Source organism: Pseudodesulfovibrio piezophilus C1TLV30 (genome assembly GCF_000341895.1).
GTDB classification, from domain to species: domain Bacteria; phylum Desulfobacterota; class Desulfovibrionia; order Desulfovibrionales; family Desulfovibrionaceae; genus Pseudodesulfovibrio; species Pseudodesulfovibrio piezophilus.
Genome location: NC_020409.1, coordinates 1,186,314 through 1,204,083 on the forward strand (window position 1 = coordinate 1,186,314; position 17,770 = coordinate 1,204,083).

A 17,770-nucleotide genomic window follows, 5' to 3' on the forward strand; every position below is an offset into this window, starting at 1 on the left:
TGTATGAAATTGTTGCTGAGGCAAGTAGATGATTCCTTCTAAATTCTTGTCTGATTCTCCGAAAGAATGTGGGAATAGGCGGCAATAAAAGAATAACCCTGCCTTATTCTCCGGGAGACACAGATTTGTGCTCCCATCAAGGCAGGGCTTCATGTCGGGGGGAGGCGTGGTTAACGGATGAAGTCGGTTAGGGACCGTGCTTCTTCTTCAGGTAAGGCGATGCCCGCTTTCAGACCCGCTTCCTTGCATTTGAGCACCCAGGCCATGTTCTTGCCGAGCACACGCATGATTTGCACGCCTTCCTCGTCCTTCATAACGTCCTCCGGCGTGCGACCATGAACCATGTTCCAGTATTGGGACGAGACCACGGGCATTTCACCCCAAGTCATGTATTTATTCAGCTGATCAAGGGTCGCGGTGGTGCCTGCCCTTCTGGCAGAGGCGATGGCCGCGCCGGGCTTGAGCCGGAAAAGCCTTTGGCCGGAGACATAGGTGGAATAGAACAGCCTGTCCATGAATGACGTCATCGAGCCGGAGGCGGCAGCGTAATGGACGGGCGAGCCGAAAACGAAACCGTCTGCGTCCTTGGCGAGCTCCGCGAACTCGTTGACCTTGTCCTTGAACACGCACTTGCCGTCCTCGGCGCATTTCATACACGCGATGCACCCGGTCATGGGCTTGATGCCAACCTGAAAAATCTCGGTCTCGATGCCTTCATTGTTCAAGGCTTCCTCCACGATTTTCAGGGCGGTATAGGTGCAGCCCCTCGGGTGCGGGCTGCCGTTAACCAATAGAACTTTCATTTCTCTACTCCGTTATGGCTGTGGCTTAATATGTTTTTCCCAGAATATGGTAGCGTCTCGGACCCACCCCTCAGCGTCGGTGCCGATGCCCAGGCCGAATCCGTGGCCCGCACCATGATACATGTGGTATTCCACGTCGATTCCCGCGTTCTGCATGGCCTGCACCCGGCGCTCCACCACGGATACGCTGACGATGGGATCATCGTCGCTGACCATGACGAAGGTGGGCGGGTCGGTCCTGGTGAGCTCGGAATGCCCGGTGTAGGCCATGATGATGGCTGCGGGCTGCGGTAGGTCGTCACCGCCGAAAGCGGCTGCGCCGTGCGATCCCATGTACGCGACCATTCTCGCTCCGGCCGAGCCGCCCCACAACGAATAGCTGTCGGTGCCGATCTCAAGGGTGGCTGCGTTCCTGAAGACGTATGACATGGCCGCCGCAAGGTCTTCGGTGGCACGCTGACCGCTGCCCACGCGGTACTGGATGACGAAGGCGTTGTAGCCCCGTTTGCTCAGTTCTAGCGCGTGGGGGATTCCCTCATGGATGGAGCCCACATAGGAGAATCCGCCGCCAGGACAGACGATGGCAAAGGGCTCGCCGGGCTTTCCCTTGAAGAAGAACAGCCCGGTATTCGCCTTTGTAGGATCAGCCGCCTTCTGCGCATCCGTGTAGAAGGCGTGGAACACGGGAACACCCGCCGCGACTTCGTCGATCAGATGATTCAGCACCGTCACCGTCGTCTCCACCCGGATATGACTGTGGTACGGCAGCAGGTAGTCGATATCGCCCAGCCCCATCCGGTTATCGATCCGGCGCATTTCGCCGGGCAGGAGAAATTGTGAGAATCCCTTGAACGCCGGATGGTTCAGGACGACGGCCACGGAATCCCCGGCCTTGATGCGTTTGAATGTCGGCACGTAATTCTCCGATGCGGCGACGGAGGCCGCGAGGCAGCAGAAGAGAACCACCGCCAGTGAGACCACCCGTCTCAGCAACCGTTGCGCGGTGCGCATTGCGCCTACTTGCCCACGCGCTTGGCGTATTCCGCCGGGTACCGATCTCCTGAGACCTCAATGCGGGCCAGGGCCTCATTCAGATCGGCCAGATCGGCAGCGGTCAGCTCGACGTACGCCGCACCCACGTTTTCCTCCATGCGGTGCATTTTGGTGGTGCCGGGAATGGGCGCTATCCAGGGTTTCTGAGCCAACACCCAAGCTAGCGCGATCTGCGCCGGAGTAACCGCCTTGTCCGCCGCGATACTCTTTACCAAATCGACCAACACTTGGTTTGCATCCAGATTTTCCGCCGAAAAACGAGGTACAAGGCTGCGGAAATCGTCCTTGCCGAAAGTAGCGGTCTTATCGAAACGGCCAGTAAGGAACCCCTTGCCAAGCGGACTGAACGGAACAAATCCGATGCCGAGTTCTTCCAGTACCGGCAGCAAATCCTCTTCAGGCTGTCGCCACATCATGGAGTACTCGCTCTGGATGGCGGTGACAGGCAACACGGCATGGGCGCGGCGGATGGTCTCGACACCAGCCTCGGACAGGCCCCAGTGCTTGACCTTGCCCTGATCTACCAACTCCTTCATCGTTCCGGCAACATCCTCAATGGTCACCTCGGGATCTATGCGGTGCAGGTAGTAGAGGTCCAGAGCTTCCACGCGCAAACGCTTGAGCGATCCTTCCACTGCATTTCGGATGGATTCGGGCTTGCTGTCCAAAGCCTGCTTCCAATCTACAATCTTGATCCCGAACTTGGTGGCGATGACCACCTCCCCCTTGAAGGGAGCCAAGGCCTCACCCACCAGTTCCTCGTTTACATAGGGGCCGTAGACCTCAGCCGTGTCAAAGAAAGTAACGCCTTTTTCTACGGCAGCCCGGATCAGGGCGATCATTTCCTGTTTGTCAGCCGCCGGGCCGTAGCCATGGCTCATGCCCATACATCCGAGGCCAAGAGCTGAGACTTCCAGTCCGCTTGTACCTAAGTATCTTTTCTGCATATTTCCTTCTTTCTGTGATTATGTTTGCGATGAACGTCACCGCTGATGCCGATTTAATCCAGTCCCTTTTCGTGCAACCATGCGGACAGCAGATCGGCCACTTCCAGATTGTTTGTATCCGAGAACGGGAAGTGGGTGTTGCCGTACACGCCGACCTCGGGCAGGTGCACCACGGTCGCGTCGCCGCCGTGCCTGTTCACCGCCTCTGCCCACTTACGGGCCATGATGAGGCGTATACGCCACTGGTCCTTGCCCAAATCCTTGGACGGCTCATCCGGGATATTGTCGCCATAGTAGATAACGATGGGGATTCTTGTCAGTTTCATGAACTCTGACAGGGGAACGCTCGCGGGCTTGAGGTCGCCGAACTCGCTCTTGACGGGTTCAGGCACTTCGCCTTCCGGGAAGATGAAGTTACTGCCCGGCTCATAGGAAGCCACCGCACGAATCTTGGGGCTCTTGAGGACGGTTTCCCAGCCCATGCCGCCGCTGTGCGAATGGGTGATCAGGATGCCGTCGCCGATCTTATTGAACAGGGCGTCCACCGCATCCGAGTTGACGTTGATGTCGATGGGGCCGGTGTCGGGCGTCATCTGGCGGAAGTACTGGTCGATCGCCTCGGGCGTCTGCGCGAACTGCACGCCCGGGTAGAAGTCAGGCCACACACCTACGCGGAACATATTGAACCAGAACTGCTCGTTGGGAGCGGTCGAGATGGGCGCAGCTTCGATGGTGCGTCCGGAATTGCCGCGTCGCGGCTGATCCAACACGTACACGCCGAAACCACGGCGCAGGAAGATGTTCTGATATCCCTCGCGACCATCCGGAGTGCTTTCCCAGGTCTTGGAGAACTGGCCAAAGCCGTGCCACATGACCATGGGGAGCTTCCGGGCGTTCTCCGGAATCTGATAGAAAACGTAGGCATGGTCGCCATGGTAGGTCTGCCCCTCAGGCGCGGTAGTGTACGGGGTATACGTGCCGGGAGCGGTGATAACCTCTCCGCCGACAGCGAAACTGCCCTGGTCCTTGAGGGTCAGGGCTCCACGACCGCCGTTGACGGCGGCCGTGGAACACGCGGTCATGAGGAACATTGCCGCGAAAAGCAGCAACAGCGGTAAACGAAATACTTTCTGCATTGGTGTCTCCTTTCAGGCTTCCGCCTGAGTATCGTAAATTAGAGTTCCAGCTTCCTTTTACCGAGCCACTTAACGATCGCCGGATCGCGGTGGTCGAAGAAGCTGCTCACGCCCATATCCAATTCAGCGATACGGGCCATGTCCGCGTCAGCAAGCTTGAACCCGAAAACATCGAAGTTCTCCTTCATCCTTTCCTGACGGACGGACTTGGGAATGACCACGACGCCGCACTGGATCAGCCAGCGAAGCACTACCTGGGCCACGCTCTTGCCGTACTTGTCGCCGATGGCTTGCAGGACCTCATTGGAAAAGAGGCCGTTTCTGCCTTCGGCGAACGGACCCCAGGACTGAACCTGGACGTTATTCTCCTGAAGAAACTTCTGGGTCTCGATCTGCTGGCAGAATGGGTGGGTTTCGATCTGGTTGATGGCGGGAGCGATTTCATTGTGGATCATGAGGTCCATGAGTCGGTCAGGGTGGAAATTGCACACGCCGATGGCCTTGACCCGACCATCACGATACAGCTTTTCCATCGCCCGCCAAGCGCCATACACATCGCCGTACGGCTGGTGGATCAGATACAGATCGAGATAGTCCGTTTGCAACTTGGCAAGCGACTTGTCGAACGCCTTCAGGGTCTTTTCATACCCGGCATCCTCCAGCCACAGCTTAGTGGTAAGGAAGATGTCTTCCCGCGCCACTCCGCTCCCGATAATGCCCTTTCCCACGGCAGTTTCATTCAAATAGGAAGCGGCAGTATCGATCAGGCGGTAGCCCGTTTCCAGAGCCTGTGACACGGCCCGTTCGCATTCTTCGGGGTCGGTTATCTGAAACACGCCGAATCCCAATATGGGCATCTCCAAGCCATTGTTCAAAGTGACTGTTTGCATATTCATATCCTCACGTGGGCATCCCCACCGTTAAAGCTTTTCACTGCATTCTCCGAGAGTCAAACCGCTCGTCAAAGAACAGAGGCGATCTTGTCAGGATTTTCGCGCCGACCAACTCATGTTTTATTTCTACTGCCGCGAGTTGGAGACGAATAGACTGATTCTATCAATTTTTTGCACAATTATCCGGGACGAGCTCCGGAGCTATTGCCCAAAAAGAATTGAAACTGTTATCTGTAAGTGGAAAGGAGGCTTTCAATGAGCAAAAACTCAAGAAATGACATCAGTACCGCACGTTCGGCCTTGGCACAGCAAATTGTCCGCTTGACCGAAAAACAGAATCGGCTGGAATCAGATATTCCGGGATTGCTGCTGTTCAGATACGAGGCACCCACTGAACCTATTAGCGCCATGTATGAACCCAGCATCTGCCTTGTCGTCCAGGGGGCGAAACGAGTCAGGCTCGGGGAGGAAGAATATGTCTATGACGCCAACCAATACTTGATAACCTCTGTGGGGTTGCCCGTTGTTGCGAGCATCATTATGGCCAGTGAGGAAGAGCCATTGCTCGGCTTGGTCTTTAAGCTCGACCTGAACGTGGTGTCGCAACTCATGGTGGACAGCAAACTCCCTGTCTCACGCTCTCCCAATACGGGAACAGGCATGGCCGTCAGCGAAGTGTCCGCACAACTACTCAACAACTTCAGCCACTTGCTCGACCTGCTGGACTCCCCGGAAGACATACCGATTCTCGCGCCGCTGGTTCAGAAGGAAATCCTGTACCGCCTGCTCATGGAAGAACAAGGACAGCGCATCAGGCACATCGCCACCAAGGGAACCCAGGGACATCAAATCGCCAAAGCCATCGATTGGTTGCGAGTAAATTATGTCAAGCAACTCAAGGTCGATGGATTGGCAAAAGAAACTGGCATGAGCATATCCACCTTCCATCAACATTTCCGCGCGACGACGGCCATGAGTCCACTGCAATACCAGAAATGGCTCCGGCTTCACGAAGCCCGCCGCCTCATGTTGGTGGAACAACAGGACGCTACCACAGCCGCATTGCAGGTCGGATATGACAGCCCATCCCAGTTCAGCCGTGAATACAAGCGCCAGTTTGGTGCTCCCCCTCTTCGGGACATCAAAGCCCTGCACGAGATGGGGCAAACGGAAGTTTTGTCAGGATCGGCGTAGGCCTCCCTCCGCCACTCCGATTGTCGATATAAGAAAGGGGCGTCAGATGTGACGCCCCTTTTTGTGTTTGTTCCGATACTGGCTGTTCACCTAGCTTTTGTAACCGATCTCAACCAGCCATTCCTCGACATCCGGTTCCGCCCGAGCCACGACGTTTCTGGAAACGGTGAAACCGTTTCTCTCGACTCGTGCATTGGGCTGTAATTCGGCGATCGTACTGATGGTGTTCGAAAAACCGCTCCCACCGTGCGTGTTGAATGGGATGACGGTTTTGCCGGAGAGATCATAGGTTTCAAGGAAGGTGTACAGAGCCATCGGCAAGTCGGCCCACCAATTGGGGTATCCGATGAATACCGTTTCATACGCATCTATGTTCTCAATCTGACCGGCTAAAGCGGGCCTCTCCTTTCTTTTCTTCTCTTCTTTAGCCAGTTGTACCAATGTCCGGTGGTCGGTCGGGTATGGCTTCAGCGGCTCAATGCGGAAGATGTCGGCCTCGGTCTTTTCCTGGATCAGCTGGGCGACGTATTGCGTGTTCCCCAGCACTTTCCCGTTGATGACGACTGTACTGTTGTCTTCGTCACGGGTCATATTCTTGGGGTTGTCCGTTTCAGGCATGGAAAAATAGACAACAAGTATTCTTCCTCCTTGCGACGCAGCCGCACGCGATGGAGCAGCTAAGGCTATGGGGCCAAGAGCTCCCAGCATGGTGGCGGCACCAGCCAATTTCAGCATCTGCCTGCGGGAATATTTTGCAGGGATCATATAATCTTTTCGATTCATTTGTGTTCCTATTCTTGTTCCGTGAGGAAATCCTTATTTCTTCGGGGGAGCTTCTACATCCGAGAAGGCCTGGACTCTGTCGGGGAGGCGCTTGCCCACGATCTTGATCGAAGCAACCGACGCATTCAGTTCGGCCAATTCGGCGGGAGAGAAGCTAACGGCTGCTGCCCCAGTGTTCTGGAGCATGTGCGCCTTATTCGTCGTGCCGGGAATGGGAACGATCCAAGGTTGCTGCGCCATGAGCCAAGCCAGTGCGATTTGCCCGGGCGCAGCAGACTTGCGTTCGGCCCATTCCTTGATCAATTCCACGAGCGCGAGATTATGCGGCAGATTCTCCGGCGAGAACCGGGTCTCCGTGCTTCGGAAGTCACCGGGAGCGAACACGGTGTTCGCACCGATCCAACCCGTCAGGAACTGCACGCCGAGGGGGCTCCACGGCACAAAACCGATCCCCAGCTCCTCACACGTCGGGAGCACTTCCTTCTCCGGTCCGCGCCAGAGCATGGAGTATTCGCTCTGGACGGCAGTGACAGGCAGTTCCGCATGAGCGCGCCGCAAGGTTTTGAGCCCCATCTCCGAGAGTCCCCAGTGCAGCACCTTGCCCTTGTCCATCAGTTTCTTTACCGCCCCTGCGACGTCTTCGATCGGGACTTCAGGGTCGACCCGATGTTGATACAGGAGGTCGATACGATCGGTCCGAAGGCGTTTCAGCATCGCCTCGACCACCCGCTCGATATGTTCAGGCCGACTATTGAGCCCAGGAAGGCGCTTTCCTGTTTCCTGGTCGATATTCCAGCCGAACTTGGTCGCGATCACGATCTTGTCTCGGAAGGGAGCCACGCCTTCGCCGAGAATGCGCTCCACTTCAAAGGGGCCATACGCTTCAGCCGCATCGAAAAAGGTGACGCCATTATCGAAAGCGGTACGGATGACGTCGATCATTTCAGGCCGGTACGGCACGGTGGTCTCGTACTTGCGGCTCATGTTCTGGACGCCAAGGCCGACGGTCGACACTTCGAGCTTTCCGAGCTTGCGCTTCTCCAGACTTGAAGGAGAATGAGCAGCACTGTCGGCCCTACTTTTGTCCTGAGTCTGGGCTGCGGAGGCGACATGCGGCAGCAACGCGGCTGCGGCCACTCCCGCTCCGGCGAGAATGAATCTACGCCGGTTCAACGTGGCAGGGCCTTCCTGAGCATGATCAAACTGTTTGCTATGCATACTTTCAGCTCCTACTTTTCCGCCGGGGTATTACCCTGGCTGTATTGCTGGTCGCTCACCTTTTCCATCCATTCAACGGATTTCCCATCCAATAACTCCGTTATGGCGATATGCGTCATACCGAAGGTCGGACACGCCCCATGCCAATGTTTCACTCCCGGAGGAATGCGTACGATGTCACCGACACGGATTTCCTGAATAGAACCTCCCCAATGTTGCACCCAGCCAACGCCCTCGGTCACGAACAACGTCTGACCAAGCGGATGAGTATGCCAATTGGTGCGGGCTCCGGGCTCGAAGACAACTGTACCTCCCGCCATGCGGGCGGGAGCATCAGCTTTGAACCTGGAATCGACGTATGCGGTGCCGGTGAAATAGTCATTGCTGGCTTTAACAGCTGGCGCGGAACCAAGCCTGGTAACCACGATCGCCTGATCAGATTGGGCCGACACACTGGTGGCGAACAGCATCAACACAAGGAAAACAAGTACGGACAATCTCATAAAAGCTCCTTTGCCGGGGCTTATTTTTCGTTGAAGACTTCTTTGGCGACCTTAATGGCGGTCACCGAATTGGGCCAACCGGCATAGAATGCCAAATGGATGATGGTCTCGACGATCTCCTCTTTGGTAACGCCGTTGCGCAAGGCGAGCCGGATATGCGAACGAAGTTGGTCAGGCCGGTTCATGGCCACCAAGGCGCTGACGGTCACCAGACTCCGATCCCGCTTGGACAATTCAGGCCGCGCCCAGACATCGCCGTACAGCACATCATCAGTAAGCTGGGCCATTTTGGGAGCGATATCGCCGAACAGTTCCTGGGCGCGCGTCTGCTTCTTGGCAGGAGCTTCTTCCTGAGCCTGGGCAGCGGTTCCCATAAGACAGACGACTAACATGAAGACAACAGCAATCATTCCTTTCGCTTTCATTGTGTTCTCCTGAAATTTCTCGGTTGACGGCCCGATGAAAAGGGCCATTTCATTCATCGAATGTCCCGGCGAAAACCGCCGGTTATCCTTTTTATTATTCATATGAAGCGACGGAAGCCGTGAATAGATTGTTTCTACGGATTTCTTGCACGATCATACGAAAAGGGAAAATCTGAGGAGGATGGCGGATGAGACGGATTGACCGATGGAAACAAAAAAAGGCGGCCGCAATGGCCGCCTTGAAGAGTCAGACGTAAGCCATCAGGCTACTTCAGATTATTTCCGAAGAACTGGACCAACTTGGTCATGGCCTGCTTGACGTATTCCGGCTTCCAATATGTCTGGATGTGGGTGGCTCCTTCGATCAGGAACAGCTCCTTGTCCTTCGCAGTAGTGGCTTCCTTGTAGGCCTCTTTCGTCATGTACAGGGTATCTGCCTTGCTCCCGGCCATCATGAGCAGGGGCTGGTTGATCAAATCCATATTGGTTGCGGCATCGAAGTTCATGAGAGCCAGCAGACTGCTCATCGTGTACCGGAAGGTGGAATTCGGATGGGCGTGAGTTCCGTAATAGTAGGCAAAACCTTCGCGGTAGAGCTCAAAAGGCAGCTTTGCGATTTGCTCCTCAGTTGGCCTTGCTTCAGCAGCATAGACGATCTTGCCGCCAGCCGCTTCCTGCGCGCGAGCATCGGATGCCTGCTGAAGCCGCTGCTGGATAGTGTCGAGCTGCGAATCCATGAAGCCGTTACGACGAACCCGACCGGAGTTGAACATGCTCAGGGTCGCGACGGCAATGAAACGCTTGTCAGTCTGTGCCGCCTTCAGAGCATAGCCGCCGCCACCGCAAACACCGAGCAGACCGATGCGCTTGCCGTCGACACCGGGATACTGGCTTATAAAATCGGCCATGCCATGGATGTCTTCAATTCGATTAGCGGGCTTATCCACATTGCGCGGAGTGCCGCCGCTTGCGCCTTGATACGCCGCATCGGCTGCGATGGTGATGTAGCCCTGTTCAGCCAGGTGCTGTGCATACAAACCGGCGACCTGTTCCTTCACACCACCGTTGGGATGGGCGACGACGATTGCCGGGTACTTCTTATTCGAGTCATAATTGGCCGGGGTGTAGACGTTCGCCGAGATGTCGATGCCGTTCAGCTTGTAAGTAACGGGGTGAATATTCACCTTGCCATTTACGTTCTCGGTAATCGCCCCTTCATAAACCAATGTGAACGGATTGTTTCTGTAATCCGCGGCCATAGCTACCCCTGTTGTCAAAAAAACACTCACTGCGAAAAACAGTGACATAACTTTCACTCGATTCATTGCCGATCTCCTTATCCTACTATTTTCCCACTGTATCTGTTCATGTTTATAATGAACGCCAATGGTCACGACCTAATTACGCAAGAACACCCCCACGATTGGGACGTTGTCCTTCGAGAAATAAAAATAGCAGCAAAAGAAAATGGCGGTAGATTGATTCTATGAAATTTTTGCCTAATTCGATGACAGGTTGCGACTTAACAGCTCAACGCTTCCAGAGACGGCCATAATCAAATAGACTGGATTCACCCAAAACTTGCACCAACTGATAAACAATCAGTAAGTCGTCCTTCCAACCGCCTGGAAACACACAAATTCTGGATAAACCTTCAAGTATAACAAATCAGAAAATCAAAAGTAAACGTCCAAAAATCATGTATTTTTCCTTGGTATACTGAGTGTATACCAGGATACGCCTTTCTACCCCGGTATACAAAAATTTGCAAAATAAGTTCAATTATTTCAACACTTATTTTCCAGACATTTTCTTCGTAATCAGTAGGTCGTCGGTTCAACTCCGATTTCTGGCTCCAACGAAATCAAGCACTTACGACATGTCGTAAGTGCTTTTTTTGTGCCTTGATATACACGCTGGTATACATTTGAGTGCAAGGGGATGCCCTGGGTGGCCGGGGTGTATATCCTTTTAAATCGATATCTTATATTCAATTGACTCATCACAAGAAACAGGTTTGCCGGGCGCTATATTCCTGAATTTGATACAGACTTACTCTTGCGCGCTCAAATACTTGATACGGCCAAATCTTTGGAGAGAAGTGGGTCTAAGAAACTGGACCACAGTATAAGGTGGACATATGATAGCCGAAGGAGGCTTTTCGATGTCCAAGAAGAGAAGAAGATTTACTGCTGAATTCAAAGCCCGTGTAGCCCTCGACGCTTTGTCTGGCGAGCACACACTTTCCGAGCTGGCCAGCAAGTATGGAGTTCACACCAACCAGATATCCACGTGGAAACGACAAGCCAAAGAAGGTATTGTCGCGTCATTTTCTGGCAAGGCAGAGAAGAGCCAGCAAATGGACGATGCACATATCAAGGATCTGCACGCTAAGATCGGCCAACTTCTGATCGAGAAGGATTTTTTGCAACAAGCCTTCGCCAAAATCTGAGCTGCGAGCGAAGGCGTGAAGTCGTCGACAAAGAGCATCCACAACTCAGCGTCCGGCGACAATGCAGAATCCTCAAACTGCAACGCTCAACATACTATTATCAGCCGATTGGCGAATCATCGTATAACTTGGAGTTGATGAAACGCATCGACGAGTTGTTCATGGAGCTACCATTTTTCGGCTCACGCCAGATGCGCAACATTCTGCGGGATGAAGGGCATCTGGTTGGCCGTGGTCGTGTGAGACGACTTATGCGCAAGATGGGCTTGATGGCGATTTACCAAAAACCGAGGACGAGTGATCCTCATCCACAGCACAAAATATATCCGTATTTGTTGCGGAACATGAAGATCACAAAGCCAAATCAAGTTTGGTGTACCGACATTACTTACATTCCGATGAAACGAGGCTTCTTGTATCTCGTGGCAATCATGGATTGGCATAGCCGGGCAGTATTGTCGTGGCGTTTGTCGAATACGATGGAGGCCGACTTTTGTGTCGTAGCTTTGGAGGATGCGATCAACCGTTATGGAGAACCTGAGATATTCAACACAGACCAGGGGAGCCAGTTCACCAGCTATGAATTCACAAAGACTCTGCGGGATGCTGGCATCCGCATTTCAATGGATGGCCGAGGACGCTGGATGGATAACGTCATGATCGAACGACTCTGGAAGTCTTTGAAATACGAATGTGTCTACTTGCGGGAACTGGAGACAGGAAGTGAGCTGCGGAGTGCCTTGGCCTGGTGGTTTAACTTCTACAATAATCGGCGTCCTCATAAGACCTTTGACGGACGCAAGCCGATGGAGATATATCAAAGCGGTCCCATCCCAGAGGGGGTACCCCCTCTGGGATGGACCCACAAGGCGGCGTAACACGTAAAACTGTCCACCTTAAATTCGCCGCTCAGTGGTCCGATAAAGTGAACCCACTTCTGGAGTGCTTCAGTCACAGTTTCTTTATTCATGGGCCATTTGTCAGTTTTCATGACTTCTTTTTTTGCCCCCCAAGCCATATAGACTTTGGCAAATGATTGCTCGACCTGGCTCATGTAGAGGAAACCGCTCTCTGTGTTGTAGCCATCCTTGACGAAAGGATCGACGAGATCTTTGCAAAAGTAAGTCATAATGATTTTGCACATTCTGTGCAGAGACAACTTTAGACTTTGTCTGCTCTTTGCAACCGAGTGCCAAAGCATTGAGTGATTCGTCGACGAATCGCTTCATGTCGTATTCTGGGAGATAAAAGCCATAGGCCCCGTAAAGTTGGGTCCAATTTTCGAATTCCTGCGCTTTGGGGATTTGCTCTAGGGTGAAGAGATTGCGCTGTTGGTCTCGAAAGAATTTTGAATTGCCAAGGTCCTTGACTCGGCTCATCCTCATGGGTGGAGGATAACTGAGGACGCCTTGGTAAAGTTTAATAGTCTGTGTAATGGTCTTGACTTCGGGTAGCTCGCTTGCAAGAGCATTGGCTCCACTTATCCATGACACCAAAAAGAATATAGTAAGGACTAAGGATTGAAATCATTTCACTTGTTTCTCCTGAAAGACCTCGCGCTTGTTTACTTTAAAAGAATAGGAAGGAGGCGCTGTGTCTAAAACTGCAGGGCGTAAGTTTTCAGGAAGGAAATCAAAGGGCATACCGTGTCTTTCGAGAAAATCAATACACCGCCCAAACCACATATTTTGGGCTATATCTTTCAGTCCGGATTCACCAGAGATCTTTATTCTCAGCCCAACACAATTCTCTAGATGCCAAAAGACGTCAGAACCCGGTCCTTTAAGAATTTTGATCCATGTTCCTCGTGCAAATCACCCCATTATTCTCTATCTTCTTTGCCTTCAGTATTCCGACGAAACGTCCATCCGCCCCGAAACGTAGCCCTACCACCAGGAACAATCAAACCCACTCTTTCACCATAACGATTTGTCTGACTGTTTTTAACCATAGTATCAGGATTATTCATTATACTCTCAACGAGCTGTTGCCCTACAGCGTTTTTCACTCGTGGACAACCAGTGGCAGCTGAATATGCACTTCCCGGACGCCATAAATGTTCATCTAACGCGCCATCGACATAGTATATACAATATTCATTCTGGTTTAAAACATTCTTAAACAGTTTTTTTATTTTAGCCTTTTCGGGTAATATTAACCACGGCTATGTCGTGAAGCCCAGCACGATTTGCACTCTCCGATCACTTCTAACCAAATTCGAAATGGGACTTAGCAATGAGACTGTTGTGGGTTATCTTATTCATTGGGAGTCCTCGGAAAAAAGTCTCAAGCAGTGAGCGGTGAAGAAAGCGACTCGCTGTAGAAGGCTCTTTAAAAACTTTTTTGCCTCTCAAATGAGGCAGAAGTTTCACGACAAATGCATGGTCACCAAGAAAGAATTGCCACGCAAGTTACTTCAAGGCGGCTCCGCCCCGATCCTAGCGTACGCAAAATTTCGGTATTCTCTTTGCGGTGTCTTTCGGGTTTCGCCAAACTAAGCCAATATCCAACCCGTATGAAGCCAGTCTGGTATTTGATTTGTCCCGAACAAGCCACCAGCTTAGGCGGTTACCGATCCATCAGCTTTGATGACCGAGGCCACAATTGTCTAATTTTTCTACTCAATATTGTTTTATGGAATCAGCCTACTAGAATATCAACAAATCAAGCATGTTAAATATTCTGAAATAGAAAAGCCCCCTCTCTTGATACCCACCTGAGCACACGTCCCATGACCGAAGCCATACTTTGAGCCAATTCATCAATGCTACAGATTCACAACACACACCCTTTAAGTAGCATTTATTTGACTTTAGTAGCACACTATGAGAATCAATCGAAAAATAATACTCGGAGAAGCCATGCCAACTAAGAAAATGTATTCATCCATTGTGTATTCGGCTATCATCGCTACATTGGTACTCGTGACAGGGGCTGTTCCTGCCTTTGCAGCAAAAGAGACGCTTGTACTCGCCGTGGGAGGCGAAAACGAAGAAGGCTACGACCCCTTGCTTGGCTGGGGAACATACGGCAACCCCTTGTTCCAGAGTACACTGCTGAAACGTGACGCAAATCTGAACATCATTCCAGACCTGGCCACAAACTGGACACTCTCCAAAGATCGTACCGTGTGGACTGTGACCATCAGAAGTGACGCTCTCTTTTCGGATGGCTCCTCCCTGACCGCTAAGGATGTGGCCTTTACTTTTAACAAGGGGCTGAAGGCCGGGGGAAAAATCGACCTGACTCCTCTTGAAAAAGCAGAAGCTCCAAACGCGACCACAGTCAAGTTGACGCTCAAGAAACCGGATATCACATTTATCCAACACCTTATTACACAAGGTATTGTCCCAGAAAATCTCTATGGCCCGAATTACGGCCGGCATCCGATAGGTTCGGGGCCATACAAACTCATACGCTGGGATGAAGGCCAGCAAATGGTCGTGGAAGCCAATGAATTGTATTATGGCGCTCAACCTCAGATCAAAAGACTGGTCTTCCTTTTCTCAGATGAAGATGCCGCACTGGCCGCAGCCCGAGCTGGAGAGGTTGACGTACTCGGCGTTCCATCCAATCTCGCCAGGCAGGACATCCCAGGGATGAAATTGCATGTGGTTAAAAGCGTTGATAATCGAGGGCTCATGTTTCCAACCGTTCCGAGCGAAGGGAAGACAACACCTCATGGCGTGCCTATTGGCAACACCGTCACTGCGGATATCGCTCTCCGAAAGGCAATTAACTACGCCATCGATCGCAAGGCTCTTGTTGCCGGAGTACTTGATGGGTATGGGCGCCCGGCTTTTGGCGTGGTGGACGATCTTCCCTGGGATAATCCGGCAATCCGATTCAAGGACAATGCCCTCCAGAAGGCCAAAACAATCCTCAAGGAAGCAGGTTGGGTCGATACTGATGGAGACGGCGTACGCGAGAAGAACGGTTTAAAGGCCGAATTCTCCATTGTATACAATGCAAAAGACTCTCTAAGGCAGGGACTGGCTCTAGCAGTTTCCGACATGCTGAAACCTGTCGGCATCAACGCCATTCCACGTGGAGAAAACTGGGATCGCATCAAGACACAGCTTACACATACCAACGTCGTTGTATATGGTTTTGGAGACCACAGCCCCCTGGAAATGTATAAGCTCTACCACACCCCCGGTTCCGAGCCTCTGTACTGGAATGCAGGCTTTTATTCCAACCCCGTTGTTGATGAATACCTTGACAAAGCCAAGGCTGCCAAATCCATTGAAGCCTCACTTCCCTTCTGGAAAAAAGCCCAGTGGGATGGAAAAACAGGGTTCACCACATCCGGCGATGCAGCCTGGGCCTGGATGGTCAACCTCGATCATACCTACTTCCTGAACAATTGCCTTGATGTCGGCACTTCCCAGATGGAGCCGCATGGACATGGCTGGCCCATCACCGCCAACATTCAGGAGTGGAAGTGGATTTGCAAATAGATTCCACCTATGATGGGACCGAGAGCTCATCCAGCCCTCGGCCACCTTCATCGTATTCACTCCTGCTGACCATGATAAAATTCCTTGGACGCAAAACCACCCGACTCATACTGCTGATGGTCTCGGTCGCGACTATTTCGTTCGTGTTGGTAAGCCTTTCCCCTGTTGATCCGATCGATGCCTATTTGGGACCAGCCATCCTCAAGGTATCTCCAGAGCAACGAGAGGTCATCGCCCATCGCTGGGGATTGGACAAGCCACCTGTCGAAAGATTCGGCAAGTGGGCGGGGAATTTGCTCTCAGGCGACTTCGGCATCTCCACCATCTATAACGAACCGGTTCTTTCGGTTATCGGGAAACGCTTCGCAACTTCATTCTGGTTGATGGTGTTGGCATGGACTTTATCCGGAATTCTGGGCTTTGCCATGGGAGTTTTTGCCGGGGCATGCAAATCTACCATCGTGGACCGCAGTATCAGCACCTATGCATACACCATGGCATCCACGCCAACATTCTGGGTCGGCATGGTCATGCTCACGGTCTTTTCAATCCAGTTGGGCTGGACCCCTGTCTGTTGCGCGGGGCCCATAGGCATGGAGCCGGGACAAGTGAGTCTTCTGCAACGACTGCATCACCTCGTCCTGCCCGCCCTCACCCTCTCACTCGTCGGTGTTGCGCAAATAACCCTGCATACCAGAGAAAAAACCGTTGACGCATTAAACAGCGATTATGCTGTTTTTGCCATGGCTCAGGGAGAGTCTCGTCTGGGTGTCGCCTTCCGAAGCGCTCTTCGTAATGTGGCCCTCCCTGCCATTACACTCCAGTTCGCTTCACTGGGAGAACTCTTCGGTGGTGCCGTGCTGGCAGAACAGGTCTTTGCATACCCAGGTCTGGGCAAGGCGACCGTTGAGGCTGGATTCCGGGGAGATATCCCATTGCTGCTTGGTATTGTACTGTTCAGCACAATCTTCGTCTACATAGGCAATACAACTGCCGACCTTCTTTATCTGCTGATCGATCCTCGCATGCGCCAAAGCCACGGCAAAAGTCACATGAGGAGGTCTCACTGATGCCCATTCCACATCTCGACAGAAGATCTACAACGCTGCTGACCATAACCGGCTGCCTGCTGCTTTTCAGCGCGATATTTATCGGTGCGTGGCTCTACGGCGAACAAGGAGAACTGACACACCTTATGCTCCGCAAATTACCACCGTCCTTCGACCATCCCTTCGGTACGGACTGGCTGGGCCGTGACATGCTTGCCAGAACCCTAAAAGGACTTCGAATCAGCCTTTTCGTCGGCCTCTCTGCCGCCGGCTGCTCTTCGATCATCGCCTTGCTTCTGGGACTCGCTGCCGCCACCATGGGAAAAACCGTCGACACCGTTGTCACATGGCTGGTGGATGTGACCATCGCCACTCCGCATCTCGTGCTGCTCATTCTCATTTCCTTTGCCTTGGGCGGAGGGATCAAAGGAGTAATTATCGCTGTGGCAGTATCGCACTGGCCCGCCCTGACGCGCATTATCCGAGCAGAGGTAATGCAACTGCAAACCGCTGAATATGTGCAACTTTCACAACAATTGGGCAAAGGAACGCTTTTCATAGCCCGTCATCACATGCTGCCCCATGTCATACCCCAGTTCACCGTTGGCCTACTGCTTTTGTTCCCGCATGCGATCCTGCATGCGGCCGCACTGACTTTTCTTGGGTTTGGCATGTCGCCGCACACTCCGGCGGTCGGGGTGCTTCTGGCCGAATCCATGCGCTCTCTCTCCATGGGCCTCTGGTGGCTTGCTGTAGCGCCTGGCATAGCTTTGGTGATCACGGTCAAGGCTTTCGATATACTCGGTATGAATGTTCGCACTATACTTGACCCCCGAACATGCAGGGAATGAGGT

Annotated in this window: 16 protein-coding genes; 5 read left to right on the forward strand and 11 right to left on the reverse strand. The window is 52.7% G+C overall.

The genetic code is table 11. The features are described 5' to 3' along the window. Positions 1 to 170: 170 nt before the first annotated feature. From BN4_RS05685 to BN4_RS05705, 5 genes are read right to left on the reverse strand one after another with little or no spacing between them, the layout of a single operon-like run. Positions 171 to 803 (reverse strand): flavodoxin family protein, encoded by a 633-nt coding sequence (locus BN4_RS05685; RefSeq protein ID WP_015414413.1) that lies wholly within the window; start codon positions 801 to 803, stop codon positions 171 to 173. Between the two features lie 12 nt (positions 804 to 815). Beyond that, entirely contained in the window at positions 816 to 1,814 is a 999-nt protein-coding gene (locus BN4_RS05690; RefSeq protein ID WP_015414414.1) for an alpha/beta hydrolase, read from the reverse strand. 5 nt (positions 1,815 to 1,819) lie between these two features. After that, positions 1,820 to 2,803: an aldo/keto reductase gene (locus BN4_RS05695; RefSeq protein ID WP_015414415.1), complete on the reverse strand. Its 984-nt coding sequence runs from the start codon at positions 2,801 to 2,803 to the stop codon at positions 1,820 to 1,822. A 53-nt stretch (positions 2,804 to 2,856) separates the two neighbouring features. Then, a complete protein-coding gene (locus BN4_RS18055; RefSeq protein ID WP_015414416.1) occupies positions 2,857 to 3,939 on the reverse strand; it encodes an alpha/beta hydrolase in 1,083 nt (360 codons plus the stop codon). A gap of 38 nt (positions 3,940 to 3,977) precedes the next feature. Next, complete coding sequence (locus BN4_RS05705; RefSeq protein WP_015414417.1) at positions 3,978 to 4,829, reverse strand: aldo/keto reductase; 852 nt, start codon at positions 4,827 to 4,829, stop codon at positions 3,978 to 3,980. Positions 4,830 to 5,087: 258 nt separating this feature from the next. Here BN4_RS05705 and BN4_RS05710 point away from each other — a divergent pair, with 258 nt between their 5' ends. Next, on the forward strand, positions 5,088 to 6,026 hold the full coding sequence (locus tag BN4_RS05710) for an AraC family transcriptional regulator (protein WP_015414418.1): 939 nt from the start codon (positions 5,088 to 5,090) through the stop codon (positions 6,024 to 6,026). Between the two features lie 90 nt (positions 6,027 to 6,116). Here the strand turns inward: BN4_RS05710 and BN4_RS05715 are convergent, their stop codons facing one another. The 5 genes from BN4_RS05715 to BN4_RS05735 all read right to left on the reverse strand — a co-directional run bounded on the left by BN4_RS05715 (position 6,117) and on the right by BN4_RS05735 (position 10,280). Next, the gene (locus tag BN4_RS05715; protein ID WP_015414419.1) at positions 6,117 to 6,809 is read right to left on the reverse strand and encodes a flavodoxin; all 693 of its coding nucleotides are present in this window, start codon (positions 6,807 to 6,809) and stop codon (positions 6,117 to 6,119) included. A 33-nt stretch (positions 6,810 to 6,842) separates the two neighbouring features. Beyond that, positions 6,843 to 8,027 (reverse strand): aldo/keto reductase, encoded by a 1,185-nt coding sequence (locus BN4_RS05720; RefSeq protein ID WP_015414420.1) that lies wholly within the window; start codon positions 8,025 to 8,027, stop codon positions 6,843 to 6,845. 11 nt (positions 8,028 to 8,038) lie between these two features. Then, the gene (locus BN4_RS05725; protein WP_015414421.1) at positions 8,039 to 8,530 is read right to left on the reverse strand and encodes a (R)-mandelonitrile lyase; all 492 of its coding nucleotides are present in this window, start codon (positions 8,528 to 8,530) and stop codon (positions 8,039 to 8,041) included. Positions 8,531 to 8,550: 20 nt separating this feature from the next. After that, a complete protein-coding gene (locus tag BN4_RS05730) occupies positions 8,551 to 8,955 on the reverse strand; it encodes a carboxymuconolactone decarboxylase family protein (protein WP_015414422.1) in 405 nt (134 codons plus the stop codon). A gap of 266 nt (positions 8,956 to 9,221) precedes the next feature. Then, positions 9,222 to 10,280, reverse strand: coding sequence for an alpha/beta hydrolase (locus BN4_RS05735; protein WP_015414423.1), 1,059 nt, complete (start codon positions 10,278 to 10,280; stop codon positions 9,222 to 9,224). 839 nt (positions 10,281 to 11,119) lie between these two features. Here BN4_RS05735 and BN4_RS17650 point away from each other — a divergent pair. Further along, positions 11,120 to 12,285, forward strand: a protein-coding gene (locus tag BN4_RS17650) for an IS3 family transposase (RefSeq protein ID WP_407635864.1) whose coding sequence is annotated in 2 segments (ribosomal slippage) — positions 11,120 to 11,395 and positions 11,398 to 12,285 — 1,164 coding nt in all. Because the reading frame shifts where the segments join, the coding sequence is not laid out codon by codon here. Positions 12,286 to 13,229: 944 nt separating this feature from the next. Here the strand turns inward: BN4_RS17650 and BN4_RS17655 are convergent. After that, positions 13,230 to 13,376 carry a hypothetical protein gene (locus tag BN4_RS17655; protein ID WP_157871274.1) on the reverse strand — a complete coding sequence of 49 codons (147 nt, stop codon included), beginning with the start codon at positions 13,374 to 13,376 and terminating at the stop codon, positions 13,230 to 13,232. Between the two features lie 892 nt (positions 13,377 to 14,268). Here BN4_RS17655 and BN4_RS05755 point away from each other — a divergent pair. From BN4_RS05755 to BN4_RS05765, 3 genes are read left to right on the forward strand one after another with little or no spacing between them, the layout of a single operon-like run. Next, positions 14,269 to 15,867, forward strand: coding sequence for an ABC transporter substrate-binding protein (locus BN4_RS05755; RefSeq protein ID WP_015414429.1), 1,599 nt, complete (start codon positions 14,269 to 14,271; stop codon positions 15,865 to 15,867). Next, positions 15,852 to 16,937: an ABC transporter permease gene (locus BN4_RS05760; protein ID WP_231856581.1), complete on the forward strand. Its 1,086-nt coding sequence runs from the start codon at positions 15,852 to 15,854 to the stop codon at positions 16,935 to 16,937. Before BN4_RS05755 ends, BN4_RS05760 begins: the two co-directional genes overlap by 16 nt. Continuing rightward, the gene (locus BN4_RS05765) at positions 16,937 to 17,767 is read left to right on the forward strand and encodes an ABC transporter permease (protein WP_015414431.1); all 831 of its coding nucleotides are present in this window, start codon (positions 16,937 to 16,939) and stop codon (positions 17,765 to 17,767) included. The genes BN4_RS05760 and BN4_RS05765 overlap by 1 nt, the downstream gene beginning before the upstream one ends. Positions 17,768 to 17,770: the final 3 nt, after the last annotated feature.

Coding starts and splice junctions, on each gene's coding strand:
- BN4_RS05685 (WP_015414413.1), bottom strand. CDS start 803: ATGAAAGTTCTATTGGTTAACGGCAGCCCGCACCCGAGGGGCTGCACC.
- BN4_RS05690 (WP_015414414.1), bottom strand. CDS start 1,814: ATGCGCACCGCGCAACGGTTGCTGAGACGGGTGGTCTCACTGGCGGTG.
- BN4_RS05695 (WP_015414415.1), bottom strand. CDS start 2,803: ATGCAGAAAAGATACTTAGGTACAAGCGGACTGGAAGTCTCAGCTCTT.
- BN4_RS18055 (WP_015414416.1), bottom strand. CDS start 3,939: ATGCAGAAAGTATTTCGTTTACCGCTGTTGCTGCTTTTCGCGGCAATG.
- BN4_RS05705 (WP_015414417.1), bottom strand. CDS start 4,829: ATGCAAACAGTCACTTTGAACAATGGCTTGGAGATGCCCATATTGGGA.
- BN4_RS05710 (WP_015414418.1), top strand. CDS start 5,088: ATGAGCAAAAACTCAAGAAATGACATCAGTACCGCACGTTCGGCCTTG.
- BN4_RS05715 (WP_015414419.1), bottom strand. CDS start 6,809: ATGAATCGAAAAGATTATATGATCCCTGCAAAATATTCCCGCAGGCAG.
- BN4_RS05720 (WP_015414420.1), bottom strand. CDS start 8,027: ATGCATAGCAAACAGTTTGATCATGCTCAGGAAGGCCCTGCCACGTTG.
- BN4_RS05725 (WP_015414421.1), bottom strand. CDS start 8,530: ATGAGATTGTCCGTACTTGTTTTCCTTGTGTTGATGCTGTTCGCCACC.
- BN4_RS05730 (WP_015414422.1), bottom strand. CDS start 8,955: ATGAAAGCGAAAGGAATGATTGCTGTTGTCTTCATGTTAGTCGTCTGT.
- BN4_RS05735 (WP_015414423.1), bottom strand. CDS start 10,280: ATGAATCGAGTGAAAGTTATGTCACTGTTTTTCGCAGTGAGTGTTTTT.
- BN4_RS17655 (WP_157871274.1), bottom strand. CDS start 13,376: ATGAATAATCCTGATACTATGGTTAAAAACAGTCAGACAAATCGTTAT.
- BN4_RS05755 (WP_015414429.1), top strand. CDS start 14,269: ATGCCAACTAAGAAAATGTATTCATCCATTGTGTATTCGGCTATCATC.
- BN4_RS05765 (WP_015414431.1), top strand. CDS start 16,937: ATGCCCATTCCACATCTCGACAGAAGATCTACAACGCTGCTGACCATA.